At 65.1% G+C, this 17,260-nt stretch carries 17 protein-coding genes and 1 pseudogene; 6 read left to right on the forward strand and 12 right to left on the reverse strand.

Annotated elements, in window-relative coordinates; genetic code table 11:
- The first annotated feature begins 156 nt into the window (after positions 1 to 156).
- The 3 genes from B141_RS0133980 to B141_RS0133995 all read left to right on the forward strand — a co-directional run bounded on the left by B141_RS0133980 (position 157) and on the right by B141_RS0133995 (position 4,064).
- Positions 157 to 939 (forward strand): cyclase family protein, encoded by a 783-nt coding sequence (locus B141_RS0133980; RefSeq protein ID WP_020577929.1) that lies wholly within the window; start codon positions 157 to 159, stop codon positions 937 to 939.
- A gap of 924 nt (positions 940 to 1,863) precedes the next feature.
- Entirely contained in the window at positions 1,864 to 2,838 is a 975-nt protein-coding gene (locus B141_RS44255; RefSeq protein ID WP_020579650.1) for a LysR family transcriptional regulator, read from the forward strand.
- 98 nt (positions 2,839 to 2,936) lie between these two features.
- Positions 2,937 to 4,064: an epoxide hydrolase family protein gene (locus B141_RS0133995; RefSeq protein WP_020579651.1), complete on the forward strand. Its 1,128-nt coding sequence runs from the start codon at positions 2,937 to 2,939 to the stop codon at positions 4,062 to 4,064.
- A gap of 946 nt (positions 4,065 to 5,010) precedes the next feature.
- On the opposite strand, the gene B141_RS49970 is transcribed toward B141_RS0133995, so the two are convergent.
- The 5 genes from B141_RS49970 to B141_RS53085 all read right to left on the reverse strand — a co-directional run bounded on the left by B141_RS49970 (position 5,011) and on the right by B141_RS53085 (position 8,802).
- On the reverse strand, positions 5,011 to 5,157 hold the full coding sequence (locus B141_RS49970) for a hypothetical protein (RefSeq protein ID WP_157181490.1): 147 nt from the start codon (positions 5,155 to 5,157) through the stop codon (positions 5,011 to 5,013).
- A 182-nt stretch (positions 5,158 to 5,339) separates the two neighbouring features.
- Positions 5,340 to 5,570, reverse strand: coding sequence for a helix-turn-helix domain-containing protein (locus B141_RS0134010; protein WP_020579654.1), 231 nt, complete (start codon positions 5,568 to 5,570; stop codon positions 5,340 to 5,342).
- 1,186 nt (positions 5,571 to 6,756) lie between these two features.
- Entirely contained in the window at positions 6,757 to 7,608 is an 852-nt protein-coding gene (locus tag B141_RS0134020; RefSeq protein WP_020579656.1) for a glycerophosphodiester phosphodiesterase, read from the reverse strand.
- A gap of 108 nt (positions 7,609 to 7,716) precedes the next feature.
- Positions 7,717 to 8,229: a hypothetical protein gene (locus tag B141_RS51035; protein WP_202806017.1), complete on the reverse strand. Its 513-nt coding sequence runs from the start codon at positions 8,227 to 8,229 to the stop codon at positions 7,717 to 7,719.
- Between the two features lie 66 nt (positions 8,230 to 8,295).
- Positions 8,296 to 8,802 (reverse strand): helix-turn-helix domain-containing protein, encoded by a 507-nt coding sequence (locus tag B141_RS53085; protein WP_420313616.1) that lies wholly within the window; start codon positions 8,800 to 8,802, stop codon positions 8,296 to 8,298.
- Positions 8,803 to 8,859: 57 nt separating this feature from the next.
- On the opposite strand from B141_RS53085, the gene B141_RS0134035 reads away from it, so the two are divergent.
- On the forward strand, positions 8,860 to 9,153 hold the full coding sequence (locus B141_RS0134035; RefSeq protein WP_020579658.1) for an RICIN domain-containing protein: 294 nt from the start codon (positions 8,860 to 8,862) through the stop codon (positions 9,151 to 9,153).
- A 462-nt stretch (positions 9,154 to 9,615) separates the two neighbouring features.
- On the opposite strand, the gene B141_RS0134045 is transcribed toward B141_RS0134035, so the two are convergent.
- Positions 9,616 to 11,838 carry a discoidin domain-containing protein gene (locus B141_RS0134045; RefSeq protein ID WP_157181491.1) on the reverse strand — a complete coding sequence of 741 codons (2,223 nt, stop codon included), beginning with the start codon at positions 11,836 to 11,838 and terminating at the stop codon, positions 9,616 to 9,618.
- A gap of 287 nt (positions 11,839 to 12,125) precedes the next feature.
- A complete protein-coding gene (locus tag B141_RS51915; RefSeq protein ID WP_020579661.1) occupies positions 12,126 to 12,530 on the reverse strand; it encodes a hypothetical protein in 405 nt (134 codons plus the stop codon).
- Between B141_RS51915 and B141_RS53090 the strand changes: the two genes are divergently transcribed.
- Complete coding sequence (locus B141_RS53090) at positions 12,508 to 12,807, forward strand: ROK family protein (RefSeq protein ID WP_420313617.1); 300 nt, start codon at positions 12,508 to 12,510, stop codon at positions 12,805 to 12,807. The genes B141_RS51915 and B141_RS53090 overlap by 23 nt on opposite strands.
- Before the next feature lie 300 nt (positions 12,808 to 13,107).
- A pseudogene (locus B141_RS51925) lies at positions 13,108 to 13,650 on the forward strand (IS630 family transposase); the annotation flags it as partial.
- Between the two features lie 349 nt (positions 13,651 to 13,999).
- Here B141_RS51925 and B141_RS0134070 read toward each other — a convergent pair.
- From B141_RS0134070 to B141_RS0134080, 5 genes are all read right to left on the reverse strand, one after another.
- Positions 14,000 to 14,623 carry a hypothetical protein gene (locus B141_RS0134070; RefSeq protein ID WP_063828699.1) on the reverse strand — a complete coding sequence of 208 codons (624 nt, stop codon included), beginning with the start codon at positions 14,621 to 14,623 and terminating at the stop codon, positions 14,000 to 14,002.
- Positions 14,620 to 14,766, reverse strand: a complete 147-nt coding sequence (locus B141_RS51930) for a hypothetical protein (RefSeq protein ID WP_237742878.1) — start codon at positions 14,764 to 14,766, stop codon at positions 14,620 to 14,622. Before B141_RS51930 ends, B141_RS0134070 begins: the two co-directional genes overlap by 4 nt.
- A gap of 101 nt (positions 14,767 to 14,867) precedes the next feature.
- The gene (locus B141_RS53095) at positions 14,868 to 15,698 is read right to left on the reverse strand and encodes an integrase core domain-containing protein (protein WP_157181492.1); all 831 of its coding nucleotides are present in this window, start codon (positions 15,696 to 15,698) and stop codon (positions 14,868 to 14,870) included.
- Between the two features lie 148 nt (positions 15,699 to 15,846).
- A complete protein-coding gene (locus tag B141_RS0134075) occupies positions 15,847 to 16,218 on the reverse strand; it encodes a tyrosine-type recombinase/integrase (protein WP_237742879.1) in 372 nt (123 codons plus the stop codon).
- The gene (locus B141_RS0134080) at positions 16,218 to 16,844 is read right to left on the reverse strand and encodes a cysteine hydrolase family protein (RefSeq protein ID WP_020579666.1); all 627 of its coding nucleotides are present in this window, start codon (positions 16,842 to 16,844) and stop codon (positions 16,218 to 16,220) included. Before B141_RS0134080 ends, B141_RS0134075 begins: the two co-directional genes overlap by 1 nt.
- Positions 16,845 to 17,260 lie beyond the last annotated feature (416 nt).

The raw sequence follows: 17,260 nt of genomic DNA on the forward strand, positions 1-17,260 counted from the left end.
CAGAGCAGCTGCCCTGAAACGCCCACAATTCGCGTGGCTACAGGTAGCACCGGGGAGTGGTAGAGGTAGTAGGTCGAGAACGTGCGTAATGTCAACCGCCGCCGGCGACGAATGGCACGATGCCAAAGCCAGCGAAGCTCGGCACAGGAGGAACTCATGACACCCCTTGCCGCCCTCACCGCCGCCATGGCGTCCGGGTCCGTCAAGGTCATTGACCTAACCGCGCCGCTCTCCTCGGACACGCCTATTCTCCGGCTGCCGGAGCAGTTCGGGCAGACCGCGACCTTCGAGTTGGAGGAGATCAGCGCGTACGACGATCGTGGGCCGGCGTGGTACTGGAACAACTTCCGCACCGGAGAGCACACCGGCACACACTTCGACGCGCCCAACCACTGGGTGACCGGCCGGGATTCAGATGATGTGGCCTCGGTGCCTGCCTCCCGGCTGGTCGCGCCCGCGGCAGTCCTCGACTTCTCGACCGAGGCCGCCGAGGATCCCGACTTCCTCCTGAAAGTCGACCAGATCAAGGCATGGGAGGGCGAGCACGGCCCACTGCCCGAGGGCGGTTGGCTCCTGCTGCGGACCGGCTGGGACGCCCGCTCGGCTTCGCAGGAGGCATTCCTGAACGCCGACGGGACGGGCCCGCACACTCCCGGTCCGTCCGTGGAGTGCGCCCGGTGGCTCGCCGAGGAGTCGCCGGTGATCGGGTTCGGGGTCGAGACGGTGGGCACCGACGCCGGAGCAGCCGCCGGTTTCGAGCCGATGTTTCCGTGCCACACGTTCATGCATGGGGCGGGCAAGTACGGGCTGACCCAGCTGCGGAACCTCGCTCTGTTGCCGCCGCAGGGCGCCGTGCTGGTCGCCGCGCCGTTACGAATCGTACGGGGCTCCGGCAGCCCGGCCCGAGTGCTCGCACTGGTCGAAGGCGACGAGGTGTGAACGTCGGCCAGGCCCTAGCTGTATGAGGGCTGGACGTTGGTGACGGTCTGCCGGAGGCGGCTGCCCCAATGCGTTTCGGGGACGCACTCCGACTCCAGCCGGGCCACGCTTTAGCCACGGCCGCCGCTGACCGAGCCGCCGGCGGAGCCACCCACGGATTTGGGCACGCATTTGGCACAGACGCCCGTGCCGAACCGGTACGAGCCGGGCACCGCCGGGTAAGACAAGGAACGGCCCCGGACCTGTTTGTGCAGGTCAGGTGCCGTTTTGGCTGGTGTGGCAGGTGCAGGGTTCGAACCTGCGTAGGCTGAGCCGACGGTTTACAGAAAGGCGGCAAGTGCCGTCTGACCTGCGGGTTCTATGACGGCCGGCGGATTTCGCCGCATATACACGCCGCGCCTATCCTGGAACTGGCCATTCCACGCCGAGCACCGCTGGACCGGACGCACGACATCGGCCATCCACTCCACGTGGGCCCACCGAGTGGCCACGTCACGTCCGACGTCGCCTTCGGGCTCGTGGTCGATCAGCAAGCTGACGAGGACGCTTGCCCAGACTTGTCGCTGGAGAAGCCCAGCGACCTCTGGCCCCAAGCCTTGACCGATCGAGGTGTCGGGCTCCTTGTCGAGGATGGCCTGGGGCGAAAGTGTTACCACGTCGTCCTTGGTGAGCGGGGATGAGGCGCCAAACAGCGCACGCAGCTCCGCAGCCGGCTGCCGCCCGTACGGTCATCACCGCTTGTGGTCGACAACTCGTGGTAGACAGTGGTGAACGCCTGCGGCGCGACAGTCGAGATCGCCACACGCGCCCTGCCAGGCCACCGGCCAGCGCCCCAACAGGGAGATCGCAAGGTATTGCCGGTGGTTTGTCGAGCCTGACCGAGATGTGGTCCATTTCCTAGCTTGAGCGTGAGGTCGGAGCCGTATGGCGGACATGCGTGAGATCGAGGCGTTCCTGACGGTCGCCGAGGAAATGCACTTCGGGCGAGCTGCCGAGCGGCTGGGGTTGTCGACTTCGCGCGTGAGTTTCCTGGTGAAGCGCCTGGAGCGGCGGGTGAAGGCGCCGCTGTTCGAGCGGACGAGCCGCCGGGTAGCGCTCACCCCGCAGGGCGAGTACCTCTTCGCGGAGGTCCGTCCGGCGACAGTGCGGATCGAGCGGGCGCTGGCTGACGTGGGCGCCTGGGCCAGCAGCCACAGGGAGATCCTGCGGGTCGGTTTCGCGAACACGCTTCCGGGGTCCATGGCGGCAGACCTGGCGGCCGCCTTCGAGCGGCGTTACCAGGGATGCCGGGTGGTCCCGTCCGCGCATCCGACCGCTGACATGCTGAGCTGGCTGGATCGGGACTGGATCGTGGACGTCGTGGTGACCTGGATGCCGGGGGAACCGGCACAGCTTGGGGTCCCAGGACTTGAGGTGGGTCCGGTGATCTGGCGGGAGCGGCGCGCGGTCGTGCTGGCGGCAGACCATCCGCTGGCCGGCCGATCGACGATCGACGCCGAGGAGTTGGCCGACCACGAGGTGATCTACGCGATCGGGGTTCCGCCGGGGTACGCGGACGGATGGACTCCGCGGGTTACTCCGGCGGGCCGGCCGATGAGTCTGCGGCGGGTCAGCGTGACCTACGTGGAGGAAATCCTCCGCATGGTCGTCGAGGACGGGGTAGGTCACCTCACCTTTGTCTCCGTGCCTGACCGCTACAAGGTTCCCGGCGTGGTGGTGATCCCGGTTACCGGGCTCCCGCCGATGACGGTGGCCACGATGTGGCCGGACACGACAGCGCGTCACCGGTTGGCTCCCGCGTTCGCTCAGGCGGCGCTCGCCCACTCCGCCGAGGCGGGCTGGCCTCTCGATGTCGATCGTGATGCGAGCCATCACGATCGTCATGCAAGTGGCCTTTGATACCCCTGCTGTGACCTGTGCAGACTCGGGGCGGGTCCCGCCGCCGCCCCCGACCGGGTGACGGCTTCGTGGCAGGGCCGTACGAAAGGAAGTTCACCGTGGCCGACGCCGAGATTCGCCGCTTCCACCTGGAGATTCCCCAGGCTGACCTCGATGATCTGCGGGACAGGATCGGCCGCACGCGCTGGTCAGGGGAGATCGGCGGGCAGGGTTGGAGCCGCGGGGTTCCCGTCGATTACCTGAAGGGCCTGGCCGAGTACTGGGCGGGCTCGTACGACTGGCGCAAGGCCGAGGCTCGGCTGAACGAGTTCCCGCAGTTCCTGACCACGGTCGACGGGCAGGACATCCACTTCGCGCACGTGCGGTCGGCCAAGGCCGACGCGACGCCGCTGCTGCTGATCCACGACTGGCCGGGCTCGTTCGTGCAGTTCATCGAGCTCATCGAGCCGCTTTCCGCCGACTTCCACCTGGTGGTCACCAATACCCCGGGGGTTGGCTTCTCCGGCCCGCTCACCGGGCCCGGGTGGAACACCGGCAAGATCGCCGCTGCCTTCGTCGAGTTGATGGCCCGCCTGGGCTATGACCGCTATGGCGTCCAGGGCAACGGCGGCGGCGCCTGGATCGCCGCCGAGATGGGCCGCCAAGCGTCCGACCACCTCATCGGCGTCCATCTCAACGGGCTGATCACCTTCCCTTCTGACGACCCCGCCGACTTCGCTGACCTCACCGAGATCGAGCAGCAGCGGCTGGCCCGGCTGCAGGAGTTCCGCGACGACAAGATGGGCTTCAGCGCCATCCAGTCCACGCGGCCGCAGACCCTCGCCTACGGCCTGCACGACTCACCGGTCGGGCAACTGGCCTGGATCGTGGAGAAGTTCAAGGAGTGGACCGACGCCGCTGCCGACCTTCCCGAGGACGCGGTCGACCGTGACCATCTGCTGACCAACGTCAGTCTCTACTGGTTCACCGGCACCGCCGGCTCCTCGGCCAACCTCTACTACGAGATGTCACATGACCTGGGCGCGTTCGCACCCAAGCCCCGGGGAACCGTGCCCACCGGTGTCATCGCCACCTCCACCACCGACGTCGCCATCCGCCGCTTCGCCGACCGCGACCACAACATCACCCACTGGACCGAAGTCGAACGCGGCGGCAACTTCCTCTCTCTCGAACAGCCCGTACTCCTCATCAAGGACATACGTGCCTTCTTCAGCGAGCTCAGCTGACCCGGCACACCCCTTACTGGTTCCGTACGTGGCGAGTCGCGGCGTTTGCCGGTCAGTTCGGATTGCGCTGCACGTCACTACCTGCCAGTTGCCAACAGTGCGGCGGTCAGGTGGTCGCGGAAGCGCGGGCCGCCTCGGACACGTAGGCGCCCTCGCGCCAGAACAGCCGTAGCACCCGTTCGGCGCCGGGAGGGGCGAGCCGTACGGGGAAAACGGCGTCCGCGACGCCAGCGCGCGGACGAGCAGGTCGCTATCAGACTGCCTGCTCCTACGGGTATGCGAGTTGTCAGGTCGGACGCAGAGCCGCCCGCTGTCCCGTGCGATCCACGTGCAACGGCGGGCAGTCTAAAGAGGGTGATCAACGGGCATTGGCGGGCAGTTACGTTCCGCCGTTTGGCCTGGTCAGGATGGTGGGCAGGGGCGGGGGTCGAACCGCGGACCTTCCGCTTTTCGGGCTCGGCGCTGGGCAGCCTCCCTCGTTCCCCTCGTTCAGTCGATATCTCCATGGTCATGGGCTACTTCTGCCATGAACTCGACGCGAGCGACGTCAGCCTTCGTTCTCGGCGCTCATGAATCTCTCGATTCGTCGGCGGTCTATGCCTTCGTGACCTTCGATGCACTTGGCGTAGACGCGTAGGGGAACGTCGACACTGAGAGCCTTCTAGCGGCCGTGCGCAGCAGCCACGCCGGCCCACAGTGGAAAGGCCACAAGCACGGCCGTCGTCAGCACGGCCGAGGTCAGGTAGAAGCCACGGTCCGGCGGCAGAAGCGCGTCCACCAGCCCAGACGCACGAACAGGCAACGAGCGCGAGCCGGAGCGTTCCGAGCCAGCACAGCACATGGCTATGTCCGACCGTAAACGTCCACACCGCCAGCAGTATGAGCGCCACGACAGCAGTAAGAGAGAACGCGATCCACTCCAGCACGGGCACGCTGGTGCCGGCGATCACATCAGCACCAGAACGATCCCGAGCAACGCGGCCCGGCTCTCCGGCCCGGCCGAACCACACGTGGCTCGGCCGATGGGCAAGCACCACCACACGAGCACGCCCGACACAAGCAGCCCGAGCACGACGAAGGCAGGCCGGGACACCACGAGAGCGGTAGGAAACGACGGAGGGCTCGAGCAGTACCTTGGGGAAGTGCAGTGAGGCAGACAGGCCGAGCAACTCGACGTTACGAGAACGGCCGTCGACCGTCGGAGCTCAGCCCGTTACTGATTTGGGCACGCATTTGGCACAGACTCCCGGGCCGAACCGGTGCGAGCCGGGCACCTCAAAGTCCGATGCCTGCGCATTGGCGAGGTCGCTTGCGTTGGAACTGGTGCTCTGCCCACTGACCGAGCCGAAGAGCATTCGCCAGCCAGCGATACACCGTCTTCCGGTGCATGCCCAACGTGGCGGCTACCTCTTCTGGATGCGCACCCGCCTCGACCTGTTGCACCGCGCGAATCCGCAGCACTTCCAACGTCTTGTGATCCAGCTTTCGGCCATCGTTCTCCCGCACAGACCTGATGGTCCCAGATCACAAGACCAAAGTCGACCTACTTTCGATCGACTTAGTACGAGCATGTGCCACCTGGAGGTCCGACCAATCGCTTGGTTGACCAAACCCACTCATGCAAATCTTGTCAGCTCAAAAATCGTCTTTAGGAAGTAAACGCATGCATTGTCTTCTAAGACGAATGTAACAACGTCGTATCTCTGGCCACGCTCGCTACGGAACACTGTCCAGGTCTGCTTCTCCCGTATAAGGCAGAGAGTGTCGTCTATCTCTTTCCCGATGCTGTAGTACGTCGGACGTACGCGCGCGCGTTCCAGAATCTCTATCAGATCTTGCGTTGTCATGCGCTCACCCCACCTCCTCTATGTAACCGGCCATGATCAAGTAGACGACCGATGTCGCCAGCTTGAGCCGACAAACTCGGCCTCGACGCAAGGGCCTTCCACGCTTGCTTGGCCAGTCGCTCGGCGACGTAGTCTGCGGGTAGCCGTCTCGGGTGGGCCAGCGATCGGCCTGTGCCAGGTGATGAGGCTTGGCCACGTCCGCGCCCGGCGGCCTGCTGCACGTCGGAGGTAGCGGGTAGTTGTGGCCCTCGAAGTCAGACAGTGCATGTTTGGCGTCGCCGGAGACATACTTGTCGCGCTTGCGGTTCTCGCTGGCTTACGGCTGGTCGGGCATGTGGGCTCCCGAGATCGGGCCTTCGGCCACACCTACGCCGTTGTCAACGTACCCGGATGGGCGAGGGCCCCAGCACAGGGGTTCTGGGGCCCTCCTCGGTTACAACTCTCAGCTGAGGACGAGGGTTGCAGTGAACAGCGGCGGACTACCACCGCTGCTTGCTGACGAGAGCGCTGGCTGGGTGAGGATCCGGTCCTTCCGCAAGGGCCTCGAGCACGGTCCGGGCGCCGCGCTGTTACTCGATTTCCCTACGTCCGATCGCCAGCTGCCCACCTCCCCCATCGCCGGCTCATCGTCGGTGCCGGCGATGGCGTCGAGCAAGCCGCTTCGCGGTGGCGGTCGTGGCGGCACCAGAGCCTTTTTCCAAAGCCTTGACGGATTCGGGGAACCCCACAGACGCCGGGAGTACCAGAAATGGCCGTCGGGGCAATGCCCCTTTCAGGCTGGGCACCGCTCTTACGCGGCGTTAGTAGTTCGATTCAGCCTGAACCTGACACGGTGGTCGCGCCCCTCAGCGTTGTGTCAGTGACTGCGGGATGTCGGTGATGATCCCGTCGACGCCGAGCTTGATCAGGTTACGCATGGGTCCTGCTTCGTTTACTGTCCATGCGTTGGTTTCCATGCCGAGCTGGTGGATGCGGGTCACCATTGCCTCGTCGGTGACCGTCCACTGGAGGTTGACCTGGTCCGCCCACGCGCTGAGGGCGACCAGCTCGGCGTCGGTCGGGCGGTTGGCGTTGAGGATGCCGATCGGTACGTCGGGCAGCTGTGCGTGGAACGCCTTGGCGTCGTCGACCTTGAACGACTGCACTGCAAGCTGGCTGTCGGCGAGCGCCTCGTCGACGTACCTCGGCAAGGACCGTAGCTCGGCCGCGAAGTCTTCCGCCAGTCCTTCGTAGTGGCCGCACGGGCTGATCTCGGCGAGCAGGCCGATCTTCCCGTCGATCTGGCGGATGAGGTCACGTACCGAGATGATCGGCTCGCCCGCGTAGCTCTCGTGGAACCACGACCCGGCGTCGAGGGTGCGGATCTCGGCCCAGGTGAAGTCGGAGACGCGGTAGGACAGCCGGCCCGGAAAGCGTTCCTCGACGTCGGTGGTGCGCACCATGGTGCAGTCGTGGAAGTTCACCAGGTGACCGTCCTTGGTGCGCTGGACGTCGATCTCCACAAAGTCCGCACGTTGCTTGATTGCCACCTTGACGGCTGCCTCGGTGTTCTCCGGCGCGATGGCGGACGAACCGCGGTGCGCGATCACGTCGACGTCGTGGGTCGGGCTGCCAGCGGCGATGGCCGTGGCCGGCGCCGCCAGGGACAGTGCGAACAGCAGCGCTCCGGCCGCTCGGCCGATTCCGGTAATCCTCACAACTTCTCTCCGCTCTCTCGGGGTTAGCGCGGTCAGTAGGCGCCTAGCCGCCGGGGGCGAGGTCCCTGCGTGCGGCGGACGTTGAGCTCCGCGGGATCCATGAATGCCTCAGCGGCGAAGATCCACCAACTGCAGAGACTCAAGCAGAAGACGGCAACGAATGCGTAAACGTGACCCAACCCGGCCAACTACAATCACAAACGAACGGCTGTAGATGTCCCGCGTCAAGAAGTTGGCAGGATTTCCTTGGTTTGAAATGTGGGGATAGTGGGGTCGGCCAGGCCGAGGTGTACTTCCTTCGGCAGCGTGCTTGGCGAGCATGACAGCGTCGTCGATCTCGTCGATGAACAGCCGCTCGTATTTCAGGGTGCCGAACCTGCGTTCGCGTGACCCGTTCTGGCCCGGCGACTTCACCCGGGTCCGCACGTGTGTCAGCTCGGGGTGAGAGACGACGAACGACGCGAACCGAAACGACCGGAACGGTCCACCGTTGTCGGTCACGATCGTCAAGGCCGCCTTGATCTGGCCCGTCTGCGTGTCGACCTCGCACAGGTCGGCGAGCGGATGTCCGAACAGGGCCTCGAAGTCGGCCAGGGCAAGCCACCGCGGCGATGGCGTCATGCTGGTTCGCCGTGGGTGAGATGTGGAACGGGTGCTCGTACTTCGACCAGTAATCCTGGCAGCCCGCTAGCCGCCAGGTCCCGCCGCAGGTGGTCTCGAACTCCGAAAAGGCCAACTGCCAGACCTGGTTCGGCCTGGTGGGCCTGGTCGCGACGCGGCATTACGACACTCGGCCAGCTTGCGGCGTTCCCGCTGGTACTCGGCTGGCAGGATCAGCAGCCCCTCGTCGCGAAGCAGCCGCAGAATCGTGGCCTCAGACACGACATGGCCCTCATGCCGCACCATCGCCCACACCTTGCGATGACCCCACGCCGGATGGCCAGCGCATGCCTGACCGCCAGCTCCGCCGCTACCGACCGCGCTGGCCGCGACCACGGCCCCTTCGAGGGCCGACCGGCGCGTCTCCTTTACTGCCAGCGCCGCCGAGTCCGCTCGGGCATGTCGAAAGACCTCTGGCAGAACCTCGTGGTCGACATGCCGTCCTCCACGCGGATCACCTCGAGGTCCTCGAAGGTCCCAGCCGACCCTCCGCGGACTTCTTCCAGAACCGCCGCACTTGTCGCAGCTGAACATGTCCCGGCGGATGATCTTCAGTCTCGAGGGCCACCTTGGCCAGCCGAACGACGACTAGTGGCCACCAGCGGGTACCTCGACCTCAACGGAAGATACGCCCAGAGCGGAGTGCCCATCGTGCAAAACACGGTCACCACGAACACCGGTAGCCAACGCTGGCACGTACTGCCAACCGACTCCGGCTACGTCAAGCTGCAGTCGCGGCTCAGCGGCAAGGCCGCCGCAGTCAGCGGCGCACTTATCGACCCTGGTACGCCGCTCGTCTCTGCAGACTTCGGCGACGCGCTCAACGACCAATGGCGGCTGGCGCCGCCTGGCTCTGCCGGCCACCACGTCGGCAAGCTCAGCTGAACCGTGAGGGAGCTTAGCCCGGATCCACCGATGGGTGTGGCTGGGTGAGCGTGGCGTGAGGGGCGGATGCCCTTGCGTGTTGGAGGATCGGACTTGTCGAAGGTTCGAACTTGTGCACTGCGAAGGCATCCGCAAGATGACCGCCGCTGACCACACACGCCATCAGCCCGACCCATCCCTCCCACTCGGCGATCACGCTGCAGAGTCCATTGTCATCGCTGCCACGATCTACGCCGACGGCGACAAAGAGCGTCGCGTCCTGGGTGCAGATCTGCGGAATACGAGCGACCGGCCGCAGACCGTCTTGTTCGGTATCGACCCGAAGTGATTCGCACAGGGGCCGTCCGTGTGCGATCTACTCGCATCCGGGGCGTCCCTCGTTCGAAACGACCCGGGCACATAAAACCCGGGTTGATCGTGCACCGAACGCGCAGTGCACGATCAACCCGGGGATGGGACGGATCAGTATTCGATGACACTCACGCCCGGCACGACCCGACCGAGCTCGCGAACATCCCCTTGAGTGATCGGTGAAAGCCGACGGTTCCATTCCCGTACGGCCTTGGCCGTCGTCTCCTTCGTCAGGCGTTCGGCAACGGCCTCGACCGCGCTCTGCGCCCCATCGCCCGGGTCCCAGACCTCGTCAGTCTCGTACGGCAGGGTCCAGACATTACCGAAGCCACGCTCCTTCAGGTACGGGATCATCGTGGGCACTGTGTAACCCGACCCGAAGTTTCGCGCGGTATCGAACAACACCGGCAGTTTCGTCAGATCGGTCTTTCCGAAGTAGTGCTCGACATATCTCGCTACGCCACCGAGCATCCGGGAGTCGACGATGTGCTCGGTCGTGTCACCGAAGGTGACGTAATAGAGCGGCACGTATCCCAGCCAGTTCTCGTAGACGGGATGGCCCATGTGATACGGGTTCAGCACGATCCCGCGCACAGCCGGTCGCCGGCCTTTGTCGGTGAACGCAGAGGCATTCCTGCGCATGAACGAGAGCGTCGCCGCGGTCCCGATATCGAACATCTGCAGGTGGGTGTCACCGGTGACGAGAGTTGCAGTGAATCCAGCCGCCTTCGCGTTCGCGGCCATACCCGGCACCGCCGAAGCCGCATAGCTCACCTCCCAGTCAGCGATGGCGTGCGAAGCGCTCTTGTCCCAGTCGAGGTAGTCGGTCGTGAACTTGTCGAGCTGATCCAGATAGGGGACGAGCTCGATGGTTCCTTCAGATTGTGTCGCGCTGCCTCCGGGTCGACGGATTACCTGGTACGCGGGCATCGTCGGCGTGCCGTTGCCGCCGGTGAAGTAGACGCTCTTTACCTTGTGCCGACGGAGGAATTCGAGATACTCCGGGGGCATCCGGAGCAGGTTGATCCACGACGTCGCACACTGGCAGACCGACCCGTCACCACCTGTCGTGGCGGTCGTCGAATAGCCATCGGCGTTCGCCTGATCGATGATCCCCGTGATCTCCTGAATGCTGTTGGTGTTGGTCAGGAAATGTGCCGGTAGCCAGGCGGCTTTCAGAGAGCGTTCGAGATTTCCGTCGGAGAAGAGCCCGACGACAACGTTGTCGATGGGGGTTTCGCGCCCGATGGCCGAGTCGTAGAAATCGACCGTGTAGCGCACCGAGTCACGGACGAAGTCGGGCGTACCCCACACCGGTCGGGGCCCGCAACCGTCACACCGGGTCTTCCACGAATGCGAGAGGCCGCCCGTGAGACCTTCGGCGGCTTTCTGCACCCCCCATTCGGTGCTCAGCCCACCATCCATCGCGTAGACGGGAAAGTCCTTGTACGACGAACGGTTCACTCGATACGTCGTGAGGTCTCCACGCTCGCCGATCCGGAAGAACGTCGGACTCATCAAACGGGTGACACCATTCACCGACGAGCGAACGTAGACGGCGTGGGCTCCACGTTCCAGGCTTTCCCCGGCGCTCAGCAGCCGCACCCGGACCTGACGTTTCTCCTTCGCGCGCAACCCGATCTCGTCGATGGGCTTGCTGATCCGAGGCGCCAAGGGGGCGGTGAGTCCAGCCGTCGTGGCCGACAGATCAGTGACCGAGACCGTACGATCCAGCCTGTTCTCGAGCACGCAGTCGAGCATCTGAGTCTGCCCCGCCACCCGCAGCGGGTGCGAGGTCTCGCAGTCGAATGCGACCGGTTCCCGATCGGGCACCTGGACCGGTGTCCCGTGCACGGACACTTCCGTCAGTTGCGCATCACCAGACTCGGCATAGAGGTCCACTCGCACATAGCGCGCGGCGATCTCGCTCCCGAACGTGTCACCGGCATCGGTCGCGACGGTCGGGCGGTTCTTCAGTCCGATCGGATACCAGTCGATGCCGTTCAGACTGCCACGCACCTGGTACGTCGCATGTCGTTGCCCGTCGACGTACGTCCGTACGTTGGTGGACCGAATCTGGAATGTGCCTTGCAGGTCGACCTGCCACCACGCGCTGCCGTTCGAGGCGAGTGGTGCCGACCATTGCCGAGCGTTCGTCCGGTCACCGTCGACGACGTTGGCCGGATCGTGGCCCGCTGTCGCAGCCGATGCGGATGTCGGCTTGCCGAGGCTGACCGGGGAATCGAGCACGTCCGCGCCCGCGGTTACGGTGGCGCCCGAGGCAACGGCGAACGTGGCCGCAGCGACCATCAGCCGCCGTACGAACGGGGTCATCTCCTCGACCTCCTTCAGTGGAGAGGGGAATGTCGAAGTCAGCATGGCAGCGGCCTCGATTAAGTCAAGGAATCTATGAAAAATTCGTGTCCGCGATCGGCTGGCAGTCCGAGAAGAGAGGGGTGGCCATGTCAGAGCCGACCTCGGCGACGGCTCCACTGCTGCGACGGCTCAACGCCGGTAAGGTGCTCGATGTCCTGCGCACCAACGGCCCGACGTCGGTCGGCGAACTGGGCCGGCTCGCCGGGCCGTCCCGCGTGACGCTCGATGCGGTCCTCGGTCAGCTGCTACGGCGCGGGCTGGTTGCCGAGGTCGCGGCCGAGCAGGAGACCGGGGCCCGCGGGCGCGGGCGCCCGCGTCGACGGATTAGGTTCCGTCCGGAGGCCGGGCTCGTCCTCGGTATCGATATCGGCGCCCGTCGGCTGGAGATCGTGGCTACCGACCTCGCCGGGTCGATCGTGGAACGCACCGGGCGCGTGCTCGGCCCCGACCTGAGCCGGGCACGTCGGCTCGGGGCCGTCGGCCGTGCCGTGACCGAGCTGCTGGAGCGACCAGCCTTGGCTGGAAAGCGACCGCTCGCGGTCGGAGTCGGCACGCCTGGCATCGTCGACCTCGACACTGGCAGCGTCACCTACTGCACCGCGCTCAACAGGCTGGAGCGACCTGCCCCTGGCCGCGACGCTCGCGCGCACCCTCGGCTGTCCGGTCGTCGTCGAGAACGACGCGAACCTTGCGGCGATCAGCGAACGTTGGCAGGGGATTGCCTCCGATGCGGACGACGTCGTCGTCCTCGTCGCCGGCGAGCGGACCGGCGCCGGCATCGTCATCGGTGGCCAGCTCGTCCGCGGCAAACGCAGCGGCACCGGTGAGATGACGTTTCTCGGCCTGCTCCGGGCGGCCGATCCCGACCAGGAGATCGAGCAGATCGTCCAGGAAGTGGCCCATCCGAGGCTTACACAGTTGTCATGACACAGCCGCAATGACCAGCGAAACCGTCGACGAGCCCGTCGGGCGGGTCGTTCAACCCGTGCCTGGCGAACGCTGCGGCGAGAGCCGGCCGGACCTCCTCGATCGGTCGACATGCATGACTAGCAAACACCTGGTCGACGGCAGCCTGCATCCTCTGCTGGGCAACCTTGCTGGCTGCTCGCTCCAAGGCTGGGTTCATCCCAAACGTGGACTTGGGTTCCTTCGTCATGCGGCGAACGTAAACGCATCCGCCGACATAAGGGCAAGCGCTCAGGCGGTCTCGGGTGCTGCTTACGCAAGTTGGGCCTGTCACCGCAGCGGCCGCCGCGTCGGGCGTACCAGCAGAACCCGGCGGCGGTCCAGAAGTGGAAGACCGAGATCTACCCGGCGATCCGCGCCGACGCCGAAGCCGCGGGTGGCACCATCTACTTCGCCGACGAGGCGGGCATCCGATCCGACTACCACGCCGATACCACATGGGCACCAGTCGGGCAGACACCGATTGTGAAGAACACCGGCGCCCGACACTCAGTGAACATGCTGTCGGCGGTGACCCCACAGGGAGCGCTGAAATTCACCGTCCACGAAGGCACCGTCAACGCCGCCGTGTTCATCGACTTCTGTAAACGCCTCATGCACGACACCACCGGCCCGGTCTATCTGATCGTCGACGGACACCCATCCCACCGAGCCAAGATGGTTAAAGAATTCGTCGCCTCAACCAACGGCCAACTCCAACTCTTCTTCCTGCCCGACTACTCAGCCGAACTCAACCCCGACGAATGGGTCTGGAAGAACGTCAAACACGACCGCATCGGCAAGATCGGCGTCACCAGCCAAGAAGACCTCGAAGCCAACCATCGCAGCCCTCCGACGCCTGCAAAACCTTCCCCGCCTGGTCCGAGGCTTCTTCGCCGACCCGCATCTGAGCTACATCACCACCTGAAACCCAAACCAGTTGACCTACTTCTGACCGGCTTAGTATGCGCGGGCGATCTGGTCTGCTGGACCAAGCTGATCTGCTTCACCGGCACCGACCTGGCCCGAGTCGAGATCAACACCTTCCGCTACCGCGTCCTGCACGTGGCGGGGCAGTCGATGACCACATGACGCATTCGGCCGATCATGGCGCCGATCATTCCAGCTGGTCGGCTTCGTGGCTGTGGGAACACGTGACGGCGCGGCTGGCGCGTTACTGCATCGGGTGGCCGAGAATCTGTCCGCCTGTGCGTGCGAAGTCGACGTCGATGCAGGCGACCCGGGGTCCGGCCTCGCCGGCGTGGCCGGGCGCCGTACTGGTGCCGTGCTCGTGGATCACCACCGACCGGGCCATCTTCTGGTTGACCGGCCACGTCACCTCGCTGGCCGCGACCGCGCTGCCGAGGCGGTCGGTGGTGAAGTCGAGCCAGATCTCGTTGTGCGGGTTGGCGTACTTGGGATTGACCGACGGCTGGACCGGGTCCGGGTGCCACTGCGTGTGTGAGCCGGAGTCGTCGGGTGCGGGGCCGCACCGGTTCATGTGGACGTGGGCGCCGTAGTGGCGGTCGGGGACGAGGCCGTTGATGGCGAGCAGGGTCGCCGTACCGCGCTGCGAGGCGACCGAGACGACCGTGGCGCGGGCGCCGACCGGAACGAGGCGATGGTTGTACGTCAGGGCGCTGGCCCCGGAGTTGGCTGGTTCGAACGCCTCACTGACGACGACCGGTGGGTCGGGCGCCGCACTGGCCGGTGCGTCGGCGGAAGCCTGGCCGGCGAGGAACGGCGACGTCGCGAGCAGGGCGACCGAGAGCACGGTGGACATCGCGAGACGTCTCATCCCCCAAGCATCGACCTGGCCATCGTGTCCGGCGAAGGGACGTTGGCCCGCCGGGCGGCCGGGTCTTTGGCGGGAGTCCCGGCGGCGCGGACGGGCAGTCCACCCACGTGCACCCGCCGGGCGAGATGGTGTACGGCGGACATCCGGGCCGCCAAACGAAGAGGTGGACAGTCCCGGCGAACCAGACAGCACTGGGGTTGTCGATGCCGGCTACTAAGGTGCCGCGCTCACGGAGTCACCTCACCTACGGATTGCCGGCCCCGCCACTACACGCCCCTGATGATCCCAACCACCCACTGCCGGACCCGCCAGTCGGCGGAAACATGGGCCGCCATGTCCGCCGCAGAATCCGCCCAACCCGCACAACGTCCGGATACGCGTCTGAGCAGGTCGGCACCGCCCCCCCGCCCGCACGTCGAGCCCACCGCAGAATGCCGCCGAAACCACGCACAATCCCCCGAGCACTACCGCCACGAACGTCCGAGCACCCTCGGAGCAGAACAGTCACAGCGACACTCCGTCCATCCCCTGGAACCGTGGACGGTTTGATGTTGCGGTGGCCGGGGGCGCGGCGCGTTGGGCGAGGCAGGCTTGGCCTGCCCTTGGCTGTACGCGTGAGGGGCCGCGGAGGCTCCGGGGTCAAGGGCGGGCCGTCAGGCCCGTCGCGCGAAGCGCGATGCGTTCGCACCCTTGAGGCCGGAGAGGCGGCCCCGTATCCTGCGCGGCGCCCCGACGCGGCGACCCGGACAGATGGCGGCGGCGGAGCCGCCTCGACGTGTTGATCTGGTTTCATCTCGCCCGCCCTGCCCGCGGCGGTTTTCGGCCTGTGGGCCAACTCGTAGGCGACCGGAGACACCATTCCGCACGTTGAGTGGCGCCTGTCGTTGTTGTACTCATCGATCCAGGCCGCCACCACCTGGCGGGCCTGTTCCCGGCTAGTAAACCGAGGGTGAGCGCGGAAACACTCGAACTCCAGGGTCGAGTTGAACGCCTCGGCCACCGCATTGTCCAACGCCGAACCGGTACGCCCCATCGACTGCGTGACACCGCCGCGGGCGCACGCCGTGGCGAACACACCTCCGGTGTACTCCGAACCCTGGTCGGAGTTAACCGGATATCCGGTTAACAGCGATTATGCCGAGTCTTGCGTTAAGCCGAGGAACCGTAGTTTCGCCTGTGCTGGTGGGGTTCGTTGATTGATTCCTCGGCTTAACGAACCCGTGTTATCGGAGGCTGTAGAGGGCTTGGATCCGGTCCTTGGTCAGTCGTTGGGTGGGCGGGGAATTGATCGCTGGGGTGGCGGCGTTGACGGCTGCACGCATCATGTCGACAGTGGCGAAGGCGTAGAACGCTGTCGTGGTCGAGGTGTTCTCGTGGCCGAGGAGCCTCATGATGATCGGCAAGGGGATGCCCTGCTGATAGAGGTCCATGGCCTTGGTCTTGCGCAGCATGTGGCAATGGACGTGCTCTGGAACCGAGGGGCAGTGGATGCGGGCGGTGCGTGCTGCCTGCTTCAGCACTGCTGCGACAAAACCGCAGACGAGATCCTCGACAGCATCACAGCCATTTGTAAACGAATTAAAGGCGAGGGACACTAGTGACATGTGAAAGACTCGATGACCTCCGCCGTATTCGCGATAGCATTTGCATAATTCGGTATATTGATGTCGAGAGCAGCGTGCATCTCTACATCTGAATAGTCGGCTGTTGCGTCTCGTACCATCGTGACTTCGTAGCCAAGCTCAGCAGCAAAACGCACCGTAGCCTCGACACAGGTGTGGGCGATGAGCCCGATGACTATGAGCCGCTGGATACCGTGCCTTTTGAGCTGCAGGTCCAGATCGGTGTTGGCAAAGCCACTGGAACACCAGTGCTCGGTCGCAACGGTCTCTCCTGGTTTAGGCGTGAACTCGGCACGGATCTCGCCACCCCACGTGCCGTATTCGAAGGTCCTATGCGACCAAGCCGCCTTCTGCACGGGTGCAATGGACATCCAGTCCTCATAGTCGCCTGCACGGTAGCGGCGATGCAGCGCATAGACGACGCGAAGCTTCGCCATTCGTGAAGCATTGAGAACCTGCAGCATGTGCGGCACGCAATTGTTTCCTTCGGCCACCCGCTGCAGCCTATTCCACACTTTCCCTCCGTCGGAAATGAAGTCGTTGTATGGGTCGATCACAAGAAGCGCAGTGTTGTCTGCCTCGTACCGCAACCCTGCCATTTGCCCCCCTTGAGCGGTCCCTCGATCGACGAAACATGCTTGGCTCGTGATGTCGATCGGCGAAGCGGCCTGCCTATGACGGTGAATGGTCTACACACCTTCAACGACGCAGTCGCCGCGTTGTGCACCAGGCCCGAACGCCTCGAGTTCCTCCTGGCCCGGAGGAGCACCTGTTCGCCGTAGCCCAGAGTGCGGTGAACCTCGGCCGGGAACCGGCATGGTGGGCACATCGGCAAGGCAACCGGAACATTTCCGCACAGAAGTCAGCAACGGCGTTGATCGCGCTCAGTTCCCCAACACCGTAGGTCGTGCCGAGCGCACCGACGCCAGGGATCCATGCGTAGCCATCGCCCCGCGTGACCGGCGTTCGTTGCAACGACTAGCCACTCGATGCTGGCATGGGCGGCGTCACATTG

The sequence above is a fragment of the Actinopolymorpha alba DSM 45243 genome, from assembly GCF_000373925.1.
Classification (GTDB): Bacteria; Actinomycetota; Actinomycetes; order Propionibacteriales; family Actinopolymorphaceae; genus Actinopolymorpha; species Actinopolymorpha alba.